Origin of the sequence: Tardiphaga sp. OK245, from assembly GCF_900108575.1 — a bacterium.
In the GTDB taxonomy this organism is placed as follows: domain Bacteria; phylum Pseudomonadota; class Alphaproteobacteria; order Rhizobiales; family Xanthobacteraceae; genus Tardiphaga; species Tardiphaga robiniae.
Window position 1 is genome coordinate 665,648 of sequence record NZ_FNWZ01000005.1, and the last position, 15,689, is coordinate 681,336.

The window sequence follows — 15,689 nt, forward strand, 5'->3', positions numbered from 1 at the left end:
CTCGACTATACAAAGGCGACACAGCAAATCGCGACATCGTGCCACACCCGCAAAAGTGCAAAGCGTTTCGGGTTGCTCCACCGCGGATTGGTAGCAGCGCATTGAACGACGATGGAACTGATCGAACTAAACCGAATTCGAAATCTCCAACGATCACGTGTCAGACAACGGTCGAAATTCACGGACACGACGTGCAAGAACAAATGTGTTTGCTGTTGCAGTGTCTTGCCGCGCAACATCGCTCGCAATTCGTATGGCTGATCGAGCGACTGCATCATTGCACGCGCACGCAATTCACGCGCTGTCACGCAGTTGACGCTGAAGCCAGATAACGAACTCGACCGGCGCGCATCGCTGTCGCTTACTGGCCCAGGTGAAATATGACCGCAGCAATTTCGGCAGACAGAACAGCCGGATCGAAGTACCAAGATCTTCCGAGTGCCGCTCTCGCATCATGTCGCAGCGCGTTCCTGTCTGTCGGGTTGTTCTCCGCCGTGGTCAACATCCTGATGCTGACCGGATCCATTTACATGCTGCAGGTCTATGACCGCGTCATTCCCTCGCGCAGCATTCCTACTCTCGTATCGCTCTCGATTATCGTAATTGCGATCTACGCTGTGCAGGGTGTTTTCGACTGGTTGCGCCAGCGGATCCTGACGCGCATCGGAGCTGCCCTTGATGGCGCGTTGTGGGAGCCAGTGAATTCCGCCATTCTGCGATCGCCTTTGAAGTCCAGCCGCGGCGGCGGTGTTCAACTCGCTCATGATCTGGATTCAGTGCGCGGGTTCCTGTCCGGCCTCGGGCCGACAACGCTGTTCGATCTGCCGTGGATGCCGCTGTATCTCGCCGGGTGCTTCCTGCTGCATCCGTATCTTGGATGGACCCTGGTCGGTGGCGCAACCATTCTGTTCGGCATTGCTCTTGTTACGGAAATTCTGACACGGAAGCCCACGCGAGAAGCATCCCGCCATGCCGCCATACGCAACATCCAGCTGGAGGCAGGACGCCGCAATGCCGAGGTCGTCGCCGCCCTCGGCATGGAGCGACGAGTCATCTCACGCATCGGCGCAGCCAATGCCGATCAGATCGCCGCTCAGCAGCGCGGTTCTGACATTGCTGGTGCGCTCGGCACGCTGTCGAAGACCCTGCGGTTCATCTTGCAATCGGCATTGCTCGGATTAGGCGCTTGGCTGGTAATCGAAGGACAGGCCAGCAGTGGTGTCATGATTGCCTCCTCGATCATGGGCAGCCGTGCGCTGGCTCCCGTCGAACTGGCGATCTCGGTTTGGCGTCCTTTCGTCGGCGCCCGCCAGGCCTGGCAGCGGTTACGCGACGTGCTGTCGTCTCAAGACGAGAGCCCTTCTGCCGTTGCGCCAGAACGTGCCCAACACATTCTCACGGTCGGTCAGGTTTTCATTGTCGCGCCGGGCGGCACCAAGGCCATCGTTCAGAATGCCACGTTCCAACTCAAAGCCGGCCAGGCTGTTGGAATCATCGGATCGTCGGCGTCGGGCAAATCCACATTGGCGCGTGCGCTGGTCGGGATCTGGCCTGCAGTGCGCGGCGAGATCCGCCTCGATGGCGCAACCCTCGACCAGTGGCCCGCCGAAATTCGGGGCGGCTTGATGGGCTATTTGCCGCAAGACGTCGAATTGTTCGACGGCACGGTGGCCGAGAACATTGCCCGCTTCGATCCGGAGATGGATGGACCGGCCGTCATTGCCGCCGCAAAAGCCGCGGGTGCCTATGACATGATCCTTAACCTGCCAAAGGGCTTCGAAATGCGAATCGGTGAAGCCGGCGCTGCCCTCTCGGGTGGACAGCGGCAACGGGTAGCGCTTGCACGTGCGCTCTACAGGGACCCGTTCATGGTGGTGCTCGACGAACCGAACGCCAATCTCGACGTCGAAGGCGACGCTGCATTGACCCAGGCAATCAAGGGCGTGCGTGAGCGTGGCGGAATCGCCATCATTGTCGCACACCGCCCGGCGGCTCTCGCAGGGGTCGATCTCGTGATGACGCTCGCCAATGGCCAGGTCCAGGCATTTGGTCCGAAAGATGAAGTCCTGCGCAAGGCGCTTGCCTCGCAACACCCTGCAAACCAGGTGGCGTCACAGCCGGTGCACGAAGTCCGCATGACCGCTGACGGCCGAAGCTGAGGAAACCTGATGCCAAATTCTGCAGCGTCCAACTCAAGCCGCCCTGATCCTTTCCGCGATATCCGGCGCACTGCATATGCGGGACTGGCTATACTCGCCGTGGCGATCTCCACCGCTGGCGTCTGGGCGGCAACCGCGCCGCTCGCGAGCGCGGTGATAGCCCCGGCACAGATCGTGGTCGATAGCAACGTGCGCAGGATTCAGCATCCGACCGGCGGGGTGGTCGCCGAAATTCTTGTCAATGACGGGGACCGCGTGCGCGCAGGCGACGTTCTGGTCCGGCTTGACGAGACCATGACGCGAGCTAACCTGGCGCTGATCGAAAACCAGCTCAACCAGTTCTGGACGCGTCGAGCGAGGCTGCGCGCGGAACAAGAGGGTCGCGACGCTTTCGTGATACCGGGCGAACTTGCGGACCGTATCGAGTTGCCCGCGATCGCCGACATCATCGCCGGTGAGACGAGCCTGTTGCTCAGACGACGCGAAGCCGTCAGCGGCCAACAGTCGCAACTGCGCGAGCGCACGTCGCAGATCGGTGAGGAGATCCACGGCCTCGCCGCTCAAATCGAGTCAAAGCGCGAACAGATCCGACTGATTCAGCGCGAACTCGAAGGGGTTCGCCAGCTCTTCGAGAAAAATCTAATTCCCTACGCACGGCTGACCACACTCGAACGCGAAGCCGCGCGGCTGACCGGCGAGGAAGGACAATTGATCGCCGAAACGGCGCGGGCCAAAGGCCGCATCACCGAGACAGAACTACAGACGCTTCAGGTCGTGCAGGATCAGCGACGCGAGATCGCGACCGAGCTGCGCGAGGTGGAGATCAAGATGGCCGATCTCTCCGAGCGCCGGATCGCAGCAGTCGATCAACTCGCGCGCGTGATGCTGCGGGCGCCGCAGGACGGGATGGTTCACCAGAAGACGATCCATACGGTGGGCGGCGTTATTACTGCGGGCGAACAGTTGATGCTTATCGTCCCGGAGAAGGATTCTCTCGTGGTCGAGGCGCGGGTCGATCCGCAGATGATTGACCGTCTCCGACTAGGTCAATCCGCGAAGCTGCGCTTCACGGCTTTCGATTCCGCGATCACACCGGATCTCAACGGAAGGCTTACCCGCATAGCGGCCGATCTCACAAAAGACCAGCAGTCCGGCGCGTCCTATTATGTAGCGCGCATTAGCCTCATCGACGGAGAACTCGCCAAGCTCGGCGGGAAGGCACTTGTGCCGGGCATGCCGGTCGAAGCCTATATTCAGAATGGCTCCCGTACCGCGTTCGCCTATCTCCGCAAGCCGATCGAGGACCAACTGGCTCGCTCGTTCCGTCACGACTGAATCGAGTCGCGCCGGCCAACCTCCGCATTGATGACCCCATCAATCTGCGCAAGGTTTTCCGTGACTATTCATTACCCATACCGCGGCACCCTTCCCTCAGCGTCAACCTAAGCGAATCGGCGGCGACATCATGGACAGGCATGAGGGACGCGAACTGTTGCTCGCAGATACGATAGCATTCCTGCAGCAGGCGATCGGAGAAGGACTGGTGCTCGCCGTCAAGCTGAAGGCCCCGCTTTCGCCGGAGATCGTCGCCGCGGCCAGGTATTTGCGGGGATATCACGAGGGACCGAGACCGACGCAGATCGAAGAGCTGCGCAGGGAGCTCCGTACTGTCGTCGAGGTGTTCGGCAAGATGCAGTCAGCCCTGCGTCGCAGGCAACTGGGTGACGATCAGATCGCTGCCGACTGCACAACTGGAAACGATAAGCCGACAATGATGAAGGCCGCCTGACAGCCCAATCCACTGCTCTTGCTGCTCCACTGAACCCGAGCCGCGCTATCTGCGACTAATCGGTATGCCACATGCCCTGACACGCGCCTGGACGAGATTGATGGACTGGATCGAGAATGCCGTCCACTTTGTGGACTGGCTGACGGACGACCCATCCCCGACCAACAAATTTCTGGAAGAGCCGCCAATTAAGGAACGAGCCACACCGGACAAACGCTCGACACGCTAGCGCGCAACGTCACACGGATTTCAGTTGACCGAGACCGATCGCCGGCCACGGGAGCCGCGCCAGCTTGCTGGCGCATAGGGCAGCGCCGTGTATGCCGATGAGCGCCTCACCGGTGCGGCGCCACGCGACACGCGGTTCTTCGGCGCAAACATCCATCCGATCAGGCCAAGCGTCGTTTTGCACGCCGTCGCGGGCGTTGACGCTGCAATCGATGTCGCCTTCAATCCAAATTGTCTGGGCATTCAAACCTCCATCCCGGAATTCCGATTACGCCAAAAGGGCGCTCCGAATCCCAGCCGAGATTGAATTTATACACCGCGAATCTTGTGGCGCACTTGCGCTGCATCAAGTCACCAATCAGTGCAGAACGGCGTGCACCATCTGCTCATCGAACGGCCGTGCGGCCATCTGCGCACGCAGCTCGGCCAGTTCGGTCTCAAGTTGCTGATTGACGAGAATGAGTGCTGCCACGGTACCGCGGGTGTCGCCGTGGCAGGCGGCGATGAGATCGTCGACTTCCGCGTCTAACTTGGTCATTGAAAAAATCTCCTGCCGCGCTTTCGGTTGCCTTCAATAATCGGCTGAGCGTTGCATCAATATTAAACGATACCGGAGTCGTTGGCGTCATCGCCAACGTGCATGAATACCGGTTAAGAGCGCCTTTCCGGGCTCAAAGAATCCACAAGCGACTTTCTGCAATCGGTTTAAGCGACCCGTTTCAATCACCGCGCTGCAACCGCGCGTTGATCGCAAAATCACCTGTTTCTGATTAGTCATAGTCCGCCGAACCGGCTACCGCCGTCAGGCCGATCACGATGCAAATTCAAGGACATGCCAATGATGAACGATGGTCGCCCGTTCGGGCTTTATATCAATGGCCGGTTTCAGCCAGCCTCGACCGGTCGCACCATCAAGGTGGAGAATCCGAAGGACCGCAGCCATCTGGCCGATGTCGCCGAGGGGGACGAAAAGGATATCGATCTGGCCATCGACGCCGCCGAACGCGCCGGCAAAATCTGGGCGGCGACACCGGGCGCGGTCCGCGGCGACATCATGCACCGGGCTGGCGAACTTCTGGCCAAAAAGCTCCCCGAACTGGTGACCATCGAGGTCGATCAGATCGGCCGCGCCCGCCGCGAAATGACCGCGCAGCTGGGCCGGCTGCCGGAATGGTTTCGCTATTTCGGCGCTCTGGCGCGCACCCATGAGGACACCGTCCCGCCCTTCGGCGGCAATTTCCTGAATTATACCCGCCGGGTGCCACTCGGCGTCGTCGGCCATGTGACGCCATGGAATCATCCGTTGCTGATCCTCACCAAGAAGATCGCGCCGTCGATGGCGGCGGGCAATACGATGGTGGTGAAGCCCAGCGAACTGGCGCCGATCACACCTCTTCTGCTCGGCGACATCTTCAAGGAGGCCGGGGTGCCCGACGGCGTCTATAATGTCGTGCCCGGCTATGGTGCGACCGCCGGCAAGGCTCTGACCACCAGCAAGCGCATCAAGAAGATCGACCTCACCGGCGGCACCGAGACCGGCAAGATGGTGGCATCACTGGCGGGCGCGAACCTCACCAAGGTCGCGGCCGAACTTGGCGGCAAGGCAGCGGTCATCCTGTTCGACGATACGCCGATCGAGCGCGGCGTCGCAGCCGCGCTGTTCGCGTCCTTCATCGCAACCGGCCAGACCTGTGTGCAGGGTGCTCGGCTACTGGTGCAGCGTTCGGTGCATGACGCCGTCGTCGCAGAGCTGGTGCGCCGAACCAATATGATCCGCATCGGCGATCCGCAGGACATGGCGACGCAGATGGGCCCGCTGGTCTCGGCGAAGCAGCGCGAGCTGACCGAACGCTACGTCAAGATCGGACTCGAGGAAGGCGCGACGCTTGCCGCCGGCGGCAAACGTCCGGACGGCAAGGCCTTCGAAAGCGGCTATTATCATCAACCGACCATCTTCACCGGCGTGACCGGCAATATGCGAATCGCGCAGGAAGAGATCTTCGGGCCGGTGGTCGTCGTCATTCCGTTCGATACCGAAGAGGAAGCGATCGCGCTGTCCAACGGCACCGAATTTGGTTTGGCCACCTCGATCTGGACTCGTGACGTCACCCGCGCCCACCGTGTGGCGCATCGGCTGGAGAGTGGCATCGTCTGGATCAACGACCACCACCGCATCGATCCCTGCTCGCCCTGGGGCGGCTTCAAGATGAGCGGCATCGGCCGCGAGAACGGCATTGTCGCCTATGAGGAATATACCCAGATCCAGAACGTGATCGTCAATCTCTCGGACGAGCCGTTCGACTGGTATGCCGATGATGGGCACGAGAAGCGGTATAGCTGAGACGAACGTCGTTTCATTAGACAGGCAAGGCGCCCCTCCACTCGGTCGTCATACGCGGGCTTGACCCGCATATCCATCCTCGCCCAACGCTCGAACATGCGGCCTGAAGTTGGATTGCCGGGTCAAGCCCGGCAATGACGTGAGGAGGGGTGCGAGCGCATCACCATCGATTCTAGCTTTCTAAAGCCAACGCTAACCGAACCCCGCCACCGCATGCGGCACATAGGGCGCTTCGAGCGAGGCGATCTCCTCACTCGTCAGCTTCAACGACAGCGCCGCCACAGCATCCGTCAGATGCGCCGGCTTCGATGCACCGATGATCGGTGACGTGATGCCTTTTTTCTGCAGCAGCCAGGCCATCGCGACCTGCGCCTGCGGAACGCCGCGCGCCTTGGCGACGGCAGCAACCTGCTCGACGATCTTGCGATCGGACTCCTCGGACTGCACATAGAGCGTTTTGCCGAATTCATCGGTATTTTGACGCTCGCTGGTCTCGTCCCAGGCCCGCGTCAGGCGCCCGCGCGCCAGCGGGCTCCACGGCATGACCGCGATCTTCTGGTCGGCGCAGAGCGGCAGCATCTCGCGCTCTTCCTCGCGGTTCAGCAGATTGACATGGTTCTGCATGCTGACAAATTCAGTCCAGCCGTTCAGCCGCGACGTATACAGCGCCTTGGAGAATTGCCACGCATACATGCTGGACGCACCGATATAGCGAACCTTGCCGGCTTTCACGAGGTCGTGCAGCGCCTCCAGCGTCTCCTCGATGGGCGTGTTCTTGTCGAGACGATGGATCTGATAGAGATCGATATAATCGGTGCCGAGCCGGCGCAGGCTGTGATCGACCTCGGTCATGATCGCCTTGCGCGACAGGCCTGCCCCGTTCGGTCCCGGCCGCATCCGGTTGAAGACCTTGGTCGCCAGCACCACATCGTCACGGCGCGTGAAGTCCTTCAGCGCGCGACCGACGATCTCTTCCGAGGTGCCATCCGAATAGACATTCGCCGTGTCGAAGAAATTGATGCCGAGCTCAATCGCCTGCTTGATCAGCGGCCGGCTCTTGTCCTCGTCCAGCGTCCATGCATGCGCGCCGCGATCGGAGACGCCATAGGTCATGCAGCCCAGACACAGACGCGAGACGTCCAGGCCGGTGTTTCCAAATTTCACGTAATCCACTGCGTTTCTCCCTTGTTGTTCTATTTGCGTTTCACGAATTCGGCGAAGGCATCGGCATAATCGGGATGCCAGCGCGACAGCGCCGGTCGATTTTCCACGACGTCGCCGATGGCCCACAACATGCGGCGTTCGTCGAGTGCGCGCGGCACGTCGTTGTCCGGGCACAGGATATAGAAGTCGCCGGCGTCGAGCCGTTGCATCATGAAGTCCACGGTCTGCTCGGCTGTCCACGCTGCATCCGGCTTCTCGCTGCGCCCGCCAGCCGCGAGCGGCGTGAAGACAAAGCCGGGGATCAGCAGATGTGCGGAGACCTGACATCCCTCGGTGTTGCGCAGCTCGTGCGCCAGCGCTTCGGTATAGGCTTTCACACCGGCCTTGGAGACATTGTAGGCGGGATTGCCGGGCGGCGTTGTGATGCCCTGCTTGGAGCCCGTATTGATGATCAGGCCCGGCCGCTTGCGCGCGACCATGTCCACAGCGAAGGCCTGACAACCATTGACGATGCCCCACAGATTGACGCCGAGCAGCCGCTCCCAATTCTCGCGCGGACCGAGCGCCGAGGTCGGCACCTGAACGCCGGCATTGTTCATCAGCACATCGCAGCCGCCGAAACGGGCCTGCACATCGACCGCGAGTCTGGTCATCACGCCGACGTCACTGACATCGACCGCGGCGGTCATGACATCGTCACGCTCACCGCGCGCCGCACCGGCGATCTTGCCAGCCGCCTCAGCCAAACGATCCTCGCCAAGATCCACGATGCAGATGCGCATTCCCAGTCGCGCAAACGCCGTCGCTGCGGCCAAGCCGATGCCAGACGCACCTCCAGTAACGACGGCAACAGAACCTGCGGACAGAGCGGGATGGGACATGATGTTCTCCAGAACTGGGAGGTTTGCGCAAATGCGTATAGCATCAACGCGCGCCTTGGCATCTCACAACAGCGCTAACGCATGGACAGGCGTCCGTTCGCGCATGGCTACGACTTCTTCCCGTGAAACACCTCGTTCACGGTCTTGATCGCGCCGGTGTCCGACGCGGCATAGCCAGGCAGCTTGACCAGCACGTCATGAAACTCTGCGCTGCGCAGCAATGCGAGGATATGCTTCATCGGCTCCTGGTCGAGCAGCGTCTCGCGGCAAACGAAATAGTAATCCTCGGTCAGCAACCGCACGAAATCCAGCCCGAATTGCCGCGCCGCAGCCTCGACGCCGAAGGCGACGTCGGCCATGTCGCTAGCGACATAAGCGGCGACGGCCGCATGGGTGAACTCCACCTGCTGATAACCGTTGATCTGTTCGGGATCGATCTTGTGTTGACGAAGCAGCTGATCGAACAGCAACCCCGTGCCGGAATCCTGATCGCGGTTGACGAAGCGGATCGCGGGATTGATCAGCGCTTCCATGGAGGTGATGCGCAGCGGATTGCCCGGCTTCACCATCAGCCCCATTTCGCGGGTCGCGAAACCGACAACGCGATGGACGCGGTTGTCGACCCACTCCTTGCAGGCATTGACGCTGCGCTTGCGCAATTCGCCGCGCGGCAGATGCACGCCGGCGAGATCGCAGGTGTTATGCGCCAGCGACACCAGCGAGGTCTGGTTGCTGACATAGCGCAGATCGATGCCCGTGCCCGCCGTGGTGTTCAGCATCTCGCGCAGTTTCGACACGGCAAAACCGTGACTGGCATGAACGCGGATGACCGCAGGATGGTTGGGCAGCAGCTCCTTGAGTTCGGTCGCCAGTTCCTGCGCCAGATTGTCGAGCTGCGGTCCGAGCCGCGCTTCCAGCCGTTCGCCGGCCCAGACCAGTTTCTCGCCAAATGCCGTCAGCTTGGTGCCCTTGCCCTTGCTCCGCTCGACCACCGGCACGCCGAAGAAGGCCGACCAGTCATTCACCAGGCTCCACGCATGGCGGTATGACAGCTGGTTGCGGCTCGCCGCAAGCGTCAGCTTGCCGGTCTCATTGATGTCCTTGAGAAAGCCGAGCATCACCGATGTCGGCTGGCGCGAACCCGGCTTGCGGAATCGCCAGATGGTTTCGATATCGATGCGCATCGTGCTTCCTATCGCCCTGCCACCTATGTTCGCGATTGCATATGTGCCGCCGCGCTGTGACTCACGTTCTCATATTTACTGTCGATGCCCCTCCTGATCCGATCGTCGAAACATCGGGAGGTATACACTATGCCAGAGATCTCACATGCCGATCTTGCCATTTCTGTATCGTCGAAACTGACGCGCAAACGGCTCCTCATCGACGGCCAGCAGGTCGAACCGTTGTCCGGTCGCTATTTCGATGTCCTCAATCCCGCGACGGGCGAGATCATCGCCGTCGTCGCCGAAGCCGACAGCGGCGATATCGACCGTGCGGTCCGCGCGGCGCGCAAGGCGCTTGAGGGTCCGTGGGGCCGCATGCGCGCGGCCGATCGCGGTCTCGTGCTGCAGCGTTTCGCACAACTGCTGGAAGATCACGCGCAGGAACTGATCGCGCTGGAAAGTCTCGATACCGGCAAGCCGCTCGCCGCCGTGCAGCGCCAGGACCTGCCTGCCGCCATCGATACGCTGCGTTACTATGCGGGCTGGGCCGACAAGATCAACGGACAGGTGATCCCGGCGCGCCATGACGCGCTGACCTATACGGTGCGCGAGCCGATCGGCGTCGTCGGCGCCATCGTGCCATGGAATTTCCCGCTGATGATCGGGATGTGGAAGATCGCGCCGGCGCTGGCCTGTGGCTGCACCGTCGTGCTGAAGCCGGCCGAGATCACGCCGCTTTCGGCACTGCGGATTGGCGAGTTGGCACTGGACGCCGGCCTGCCGCCAGGCACGCTGAATATCGTGCCGGGATTTGGCAAGACCGCCGGCCGTGCCATGGTCGATCACCCCGACATCGACAAGATCACCTTCACGGGATCGCCGACCGTCGGCCGCGAAATCCTCGCCGGCGCCGCCGGCAATCTGAAACGCGTCACGCTCGAACTCGGGGGCAAATCGGCCAATGTGATCTTCGACGACGCCGATCTGGATTCCGCCACCAAGGCCGCCGCTTCCGGCATCTTCTTCAATTCCGGCCAGGTCTGCTCGGCCGGTTCGCGCATTCTCGCGCATGCGTCGGTCTATGACGAGGTCGTGGAGCGCATGACGACCCGCGCCAAGGCCATCCGCGTCGGCGATCCCGCGCTGTCCGGTACGACAATGGGACCTATCGTCTCCGAATTGCAGATGAAGCGGGTGCTGGAATATGTCGATATCGGCACCAAGGAAGGCGCGACTGTGACGACCGGCGGCACCCGGATCGGCGACCGCGGCTATTTCGTCGCCCCCACAGTGTTCGGCAATGTCGACCACGAGATGCGCGTCTCGCAGGAGGAGATCTTCGGCCCGGTCGTCAGCATCATCAGGTTCTTCGACGAGGCCGATGCCATCAGCAAGGCCAATGGCACCAAATACAGCCTCGCCGCCGGTGTCTGGAGCTCGGATATCGGCCGCGTGCAGCGCTTCGCCAAACAGGTGAAAGCCGGCACCGTGTGGATCAACACCTATGGCTATACGGATGTCCGGCTCCCCTGGGGCGGCTCGCGCGATTCCGGCTTCGGCCGCGAACACGGCGATGCGGCGCTGGAGAACTTTACCGAGCCCAAGGCCGTCTGGATGAATCTCAACGTCTGAGGCAACCAGCGGCGTAGTGCGCCACACAATTGGCTGTTGATCGTTATATTCTTATGGATATAACGATCGCCGGTCAATTGCGTGTGAGCCCTTCTTCATGAACCGTCACCGGCGTTCTGCCGTCGCCCTGCGTCATGTCGCTTTCGAGGACCTGGGCCTGCTGTCGTCGGTACTGGATCGTGAGGGATGGGACGTCTCGTTCTGCGATGCCGCCATTGATGACGTCTCCCACCGCTCCATCGAAGATGCCGACCTCCTGATCGTGCTGGGCGGCCCCATCGGCGTCTATGAGGCCGATGCCTACCCGTTCCTGACACGTGAGATCGCCCTGCTGGAACGGCGTCTCGCGCAGGGGCGCCCGACCCTCGGCATCTGCCTTGGCGCACAATTGATGGCCCGCGCGCTCGGCGCCCGGGTCTATGCCGGCGGCATCAAGGAAATCGGCTGGGGTCAGGTATCCCTGACGAAACAAGGCGCGGCCTCATGCCTCGGGCCGCTGGCGGAGGATGGCGCCAGCGTTCTGCATTGGCATGGCGACACCTTCGATCTGCCGGAGGGTGCCATCCGTCTGGCTTCGAACGATGCCTATGACAATCAGGCCTTTGCCTATGGTCGCCATGCACTGGCGCTGCAGTTCCATCTCGAAGCCGATCCACGGCAGCTCGAGGAATGGTATGTCGGTCACGCGGTCGAACTGGCCGCCGCCGGCATTCCCATCGCGCAACTGCGTTCAAGCACCGCTGCCGTCGCCAACCGACTGCCAGCCCAGGCCGATCGCATTTTCACGCGCTGGATCCACGAGATCAGTTGAACGATTCCAAGCATCAATTCACGATCATGAATTGGTCGCGAAGACCTCCCATGCAAGTCGTTTCGGGTTCCCCGCCTTTACCCGTTTCGCGAAAACGATATATTCCGCGCGCTACAACGACACTTTAATCAAACGTCCGGGAGGATCACATTATGGGCTTGATGCAGCCAATCTCTGCCACCGCGCACCCTTACGCGAACGGCTCCTACAAGCAGATGCTGATCGACGGCAAATGGGTCGATGCGAAGTCGGGCAAGAAATTCGAGACGCATAACCCCGCTACCGGTGAGCTGCTCGCCACCGTCGCCGAAGGCGATGCTGGGGATATCGACCTTGCGGTCGCCGCAGCACGCCGCGCCTTCGAAGGCCCGTGGAGCAAGGCCAAGCCTTACGAGCGCCAGGCGCTGCTGCTGAAATTCGCTGAGCTCGTCGAGAAGCATTTCGATGAACTCGCGATGCTCGATACGCTCGATATGGGCGCGCCGGTCATGCGCACTTTCGCTGGCAAGCAGCGCATCCTCGGCATGCTGCGCTTCTATGCCGGCCAGGCCACGCTGATCTATGGCGAGACCATCGAGAATTCGCTGCCGGGCGAAATCTTCTCCTACACGCTGAAGGAGCCCGTCGGCGTCGTCGGCGCGATCATTCCGTGGAACTCGCCGCTGTCAGCCAGCATCTGGAAGATCGGCCCTGCCATCGCCACCGGCTGTACCATCGTTCTGAAGCCCGCTGAAGAAGCCCCGCTGACCTCGCTGCGTCTTGGTGAACTCGCTCTCGAAGCCGGCTTCCCGGCTGGCGTCATCAACGTCGTGCCAGGCTATGGCGAGACCGCAGGCGCCGCGCTGGCCTCGCATATGGACGTCAACAAGGTCGCTTTCACCGGTTCCCACTTCACCGGCCAGTCGATCATCCGCGCCTCGGCCGGCAACCTCAAGCGCGTGTCGCTCGAGCTCGGCGGCAAGTCGCCGAACATCGTGTTCTCCGACGCCGATCTCGATGCGGCTGTTCCTGGCGCTGCCATGGCGGTATTCGCGAATTCCGGGCAGATCTGCAGCGCCGGCACCCGCCTGTTCGTCGAAAGGAAGATCTATGACGAATTCGTCGGCCGCGTCGCCGAATTCGCCAAAAAGCTGAAGGTCGGCAACGGTGCCAGCCCCGACACCCAGCTCGGGCCATTGGTCTCCAAGGAACAGCTCGACCGCGTCACCGGCTATCTCACCACCGGAAGCGGCGAAGGCGCCAAGGCGCTGTCGGGCGGCGGCCGCCTGACCGACGGTGACCTCGCCAAGGGTTACTTCGTGCAGCCAACCGTGTTCGCCAACGTCCAGGACAACATGAAGATCGCACAGGAAGAAATCTTCGGACCGGTTATCTCTGCGATCTCGTTCACCGATATGGACGAACTGGTACAGCGCGCCAACAATACGACCTTCGGTCTCGGCAGCGGAGTCTGGACCAGGGATGTCAGCAAGGCGCATCGCCTCGCGAAGTCCCTGCAGGCCGGTTCGGTTTGGATCAATTGCTATCAGGCGATGGATCCCGCCGTGCCGTTCGGCGGCTACAAGATGAGCGGCTATGGCCGCGAGTCCGGCGTGCATCACATCGACGAATATCTCAACATCAAGGCCGTCTGGATCAATACGTGATCCTTGGGATCAACACCTGATCCAAACGAAAGGCGCGAGGCTATCGGCCTCGCGCCTTTTTGTTGGCTTGATCAGTCGACCCGCTCAGGCCAACTCGGCTGCAGCCCTCTGCATGTTCACCGACATATCGGCCGTCACCGTGCTCTGCTCCTCGACTGCTGCTGCGGTCGAGTTGACGAATTCGTTGACCTCCTCGATCGCCGTTTTGATGGCGCCAAGGGCACTTACCACGTCGCCGCTGACGCCGTTAAGCCCGTCGATCTCGGCCGTGATCTTGTCAGTAGCCTGTTTCGCCTGATTGGCGAGGTTCTTCACTTCCGACGCGACCACTGCAAAGCCGCGACCGGCCTCGCCCGCGCGGGCGGACTCGATGGTAGCATTCAGAGCAAGCAGATTGATCTGGCTGGTGATGTTGCCGATCAACTCCACGATGCCACCCATGGCCTGCGCCGCGTCATTGAGCCGCTGCGCCTGCGCGTCAGCCGCCTGAACGCGTTCGGCAGCGCCTGTCGCCGTCAGTCGTGATTTGACCATGGTCTCGGAAATCTCCCGGATCGACGCGCTCATTTCCTCGCTGCCGGACGCGACCGAGTCGATCAGGGTGCGGGCGCGCGTCGCCTTGATGCGGCCGATGGCGAGCGCGGTGGTGTCGGTCGCATACTTCACGACCTTGAAAGGCTTGCCGTTGAGATCCAGGATCGGATTGTAGGAGGCCTGAATCCAGATCTCGCGACCGCCCTTGCCGACCCGCTTGTACTCGGCCGCCTGATACTGCCCCTGATTGAGCCGCGCCCAGAATTCCGCATAGGCGGCGCTGCCGCGCTCGGCGGGTTCGACGAACATGCTGTGGTGACGGCCAACAATCTCGCTCAGCGCATAACCGACAGCATCGAGGAAGTTCTGGTTGGCCTTGACGATAGTGCCGTCCATGCGGAATTCGATCACCGCCTGCGACTTCTCGATCGCCTCGATTTGCCCACCATTGTCGGCAGAAATCAATTTCTGCTTGGTCACATCGGTCGCAAATTTCACGACCTTGAACGGTTTGCCGCGCTCATCGAGGATCGGATTATAAGTCGCAAGAATCCAGATCTCGCGGCCGCCCTTGCCGATTCGCTTGTATTCGGCAGTTTGATAATTGCCGCGACTGAGGCTCTCCCAGAACGCCCGATATTCGGCGCTCTCGCTCTCCACGGTCGGCACGAACATCCGATGATGCTTGCCCTGGATTTCCGGCAGTGCATAGCCAACCGTCCCGAGAAAATTATCGTTGGCGGTGATGATCGTGCCGTCCATGTTGAACTCGATCACGGCCTGCGCGCGATCGATGGCCGCGATCTTGCCATCGGCCTCCATGCTACGGATTTTCTCGGCGGTGATATCGGTCGCAAACTTGATGACGCCGGTCGGTTTGCCGTGCCTGTCCAGAACGGGATTGTAGGAGGCCTGGATCCAGATCTCGCGACCGCCCTTGCCGACGCGCTTGTACTGCGCGGCCTGAAATTCGCCCCTGCCGAGTTTCTTCCAGAATTCGCGATAGTCCGCGCTGTCACGCGACGTTGGTTCCACGAACATGCTGTGATGCTTGCCGCGGATTTCGTCGAGCGAGTAACCCAGCGTCTTCAGAAAATTCTCGTTGGCCGTAACGATCGTGCCATCAAGCTTGAATTCGATCACCGCCTGCGAGCGGCTGATGGCGTCCGCCTGCGCCTGGGCAGATTGATGTGACTTACGTTCAAGGAAATAAAGCAATATGGCCCCCCGGCCCATGGTCAACCATGCGGTGCCGCGAACCCCGCCGCCACGCAACCGTTGGTATATTGCTACGTCCCCATTACCAATTGGTAACGCGGTATGCTTTCGTTTCTGATC

General features: G+C 61.2%; 13 protein-coding genes. 7 read left to right on the forward strand and 6 right to left on the reverse strand.

Translation table 11 applies throughout. From position 1 onward, the window contains the following. The first annotated feature begins 380 nt into the window (after positions 1-380). The 3 genes from BLW80_RS26185 to BLW80_RS26195 all read left to right on the forward strand — a co-directional run bounded on the left by BLW80_RS26185 (position 381) and on the right by BLW80_RS26195 (position 3,948). Entirely contained in the window at positions 381-2,159 is a 1,779-nt protein-coding gene (locus BLW80_RS26185; RefSeq protein WP_093761036.1) for a type I secretion system permease/ATPase, read from the forward strand. A gap of 9 nt (positions 2,160-2,168) precedes the next feature. After that, positions 2,169-3,494: an HlyD family type I secretion periplasmic adaptor subunit gene (locus tag BLW80_RS26190; RefSeq protein WP_093761038.1), complete on the forward strand. Its 1,326-nt coding sequence runs from the start codon at positions 2,169-2,171 to the stop codon at positions 3,492-3,494. A 157-nt stretch (positions 3,495-3,651) separates the two neighbouring features. After that, a complete protein-coding gene (locus BLW80_RS26195; protein WP_139285953.1) occupies positions 3,652-3,948 on the forward strand; it encodes a hypothetical protein in 297 nt (98 codons plus the stop codon). Between the two features lie 249 nt (positions 3,949-4,197). Here the strand turns inward: BLW80_RS26195 and BLW80_RS26200 are convergent, their stop codons facing one another. Both BLW80_RS26200 and BLW80_RS26205 read right to left on the reverse strand, forming a co-directional pair. After that, the gene (locus BLW80_RS26200; RefSeq protein ID WP_139285954.1) at positions 4,198-4,419 is read right to left on the reverse strand and encodes a hypothetical protein; all 222 of its coding nucleotides are present in this window, start codon (positions 4,417-4,419) and stop codon (positions 4,198-4,200) included. A 115-nt stretch (positions 4,420-4,534) separates the two neighbouring features. Next, complete coding sequence (locus BLW80_RS26205) at positions 4,535-4,714, reverse strand: hypothetical protein (protein WP_093761044.1); 180 nt, start codon at positions 4,712-4,714, stop codon at positions 4,535-4,537. Between the two features lie 300 nt (positions 4,715-5,014). Between BLW80_RS26205 and BLW80_RS26210 the strand changes: the two genes are divergently transcribed. Further along, on the forward strand, positions 5,015-6,517 hold the full coding sequence (locus BLW80_RS26210; protein ID WP_170849807.1) for an aldehyde dehydrogenase: 1,503 nt from the start codon (positions 5,015-5,017) through the stop codon (positions 6,515-6,517). A gap of 192 nt (positions 6,518-6,709) precedes the next feature. Here the strand turns inward: BLW80_RS26210 and BLW80_RS26215 are convergent, their stop codons facing one another. The 3 genes from BLW80_RS26215 to BLW80_RS26225 form a co-directional block, all read right to left on the reverse strand. Further along, a complete protein-coding gene (locus BLW80_RS26215) occupies positions 6,710-7,690 on the reverse strand; it encodes an aldo/keto reductase (RefSeq protein WP_093761048.1) in 981 nt (326 codons plus the stop codon). A gap of 20 nt (positions 7,691-7,710) precedes the next feature. After that, complete coding sequence (locus tag BLW80_RS26220) at positions 7,711-8,562, reverse strand: SDR family NAD(P)-dependent oxidoreductase (protein WP_093761050.1); 852 nt, start codon at positions 8,560-8,562, stop codon at positions 7,711-7,713. Between the two features lie 107 nt (positions 8,563-8,669). Then, the gene (locus BLW80_RS26225; protein ID WP_068737365.1) at positions 8,670-9,746 is read right to left on the reverse strand and encodes a substrate-binding domain-containing protein; all 1,077 of its coding nucleotides are present in this window, start codon (positions 9,744-9,746) and stop codon (positions 8,670-8,672) included. A 129-nt stretch (positions 9,747-9,875) separates the two neighbouring features. Between BLW80_RS26225 and BLW80_RS26230 the strand changes: the two genes are divergently transcribed. The 3 genes from BLW80_RS26230 (at position 9,876) to BLW80_RS26240 (ending at position 13,817) form a co-directional block, all read left to right on the forward strand. Next, positions 9,876-11,360 (forward strand): aldehyde dehydrogenase family protein, encoded by a 1,485-nt coding sequence (locus tag BLW80_RS26230; protein WP_093761052.1) that lies wholly within the window; start codon positions 9,876-9,878, stop codon positions 11,358-11,360. Positions 11,361-11,457: 97 nt separating this feature from the next. Next, a complete protein-coding gene (locus tag BLW80_RS26235) occupies positions 11,458-12,171 on the forward strand; it encodes a glutamine amidotransferase (protein WP_093761055.1) in 714 nt (237 codons plus the stop codon). Positions 12,172-12,323: 152 nt separating this feature from the next. Further along, positions 12,324-13,817, forward strand: coding sequence for an aldehyde dehydrogenase family protein (locus BLW80_RS26240; protein ID WP_093761057.1), 1,494 nt, complete (start codon positions 12,324-12,326; stop codon positions 13,815-13,817). Between the two features lie 84 nt (positions 13,818-13,901). On the opposite strand, the gene BLW80_RS26245 is transcribed toward BLW80_RS26240, so the two are convergent. Further along, on the reverse strand, positions 13,902-15,569 hold the full coding sequence (locus BLW80_RS26245; RefSeq protein ID WP_244528446.1) for a methyl-accepting chemotaxis protein: 1,668 nt from the start codon (positions 15,567-15,569) through the stop codon (positions 13,902-13,904). Positions 15,570-15,689 lie beyond the last annotated feature (120 nt).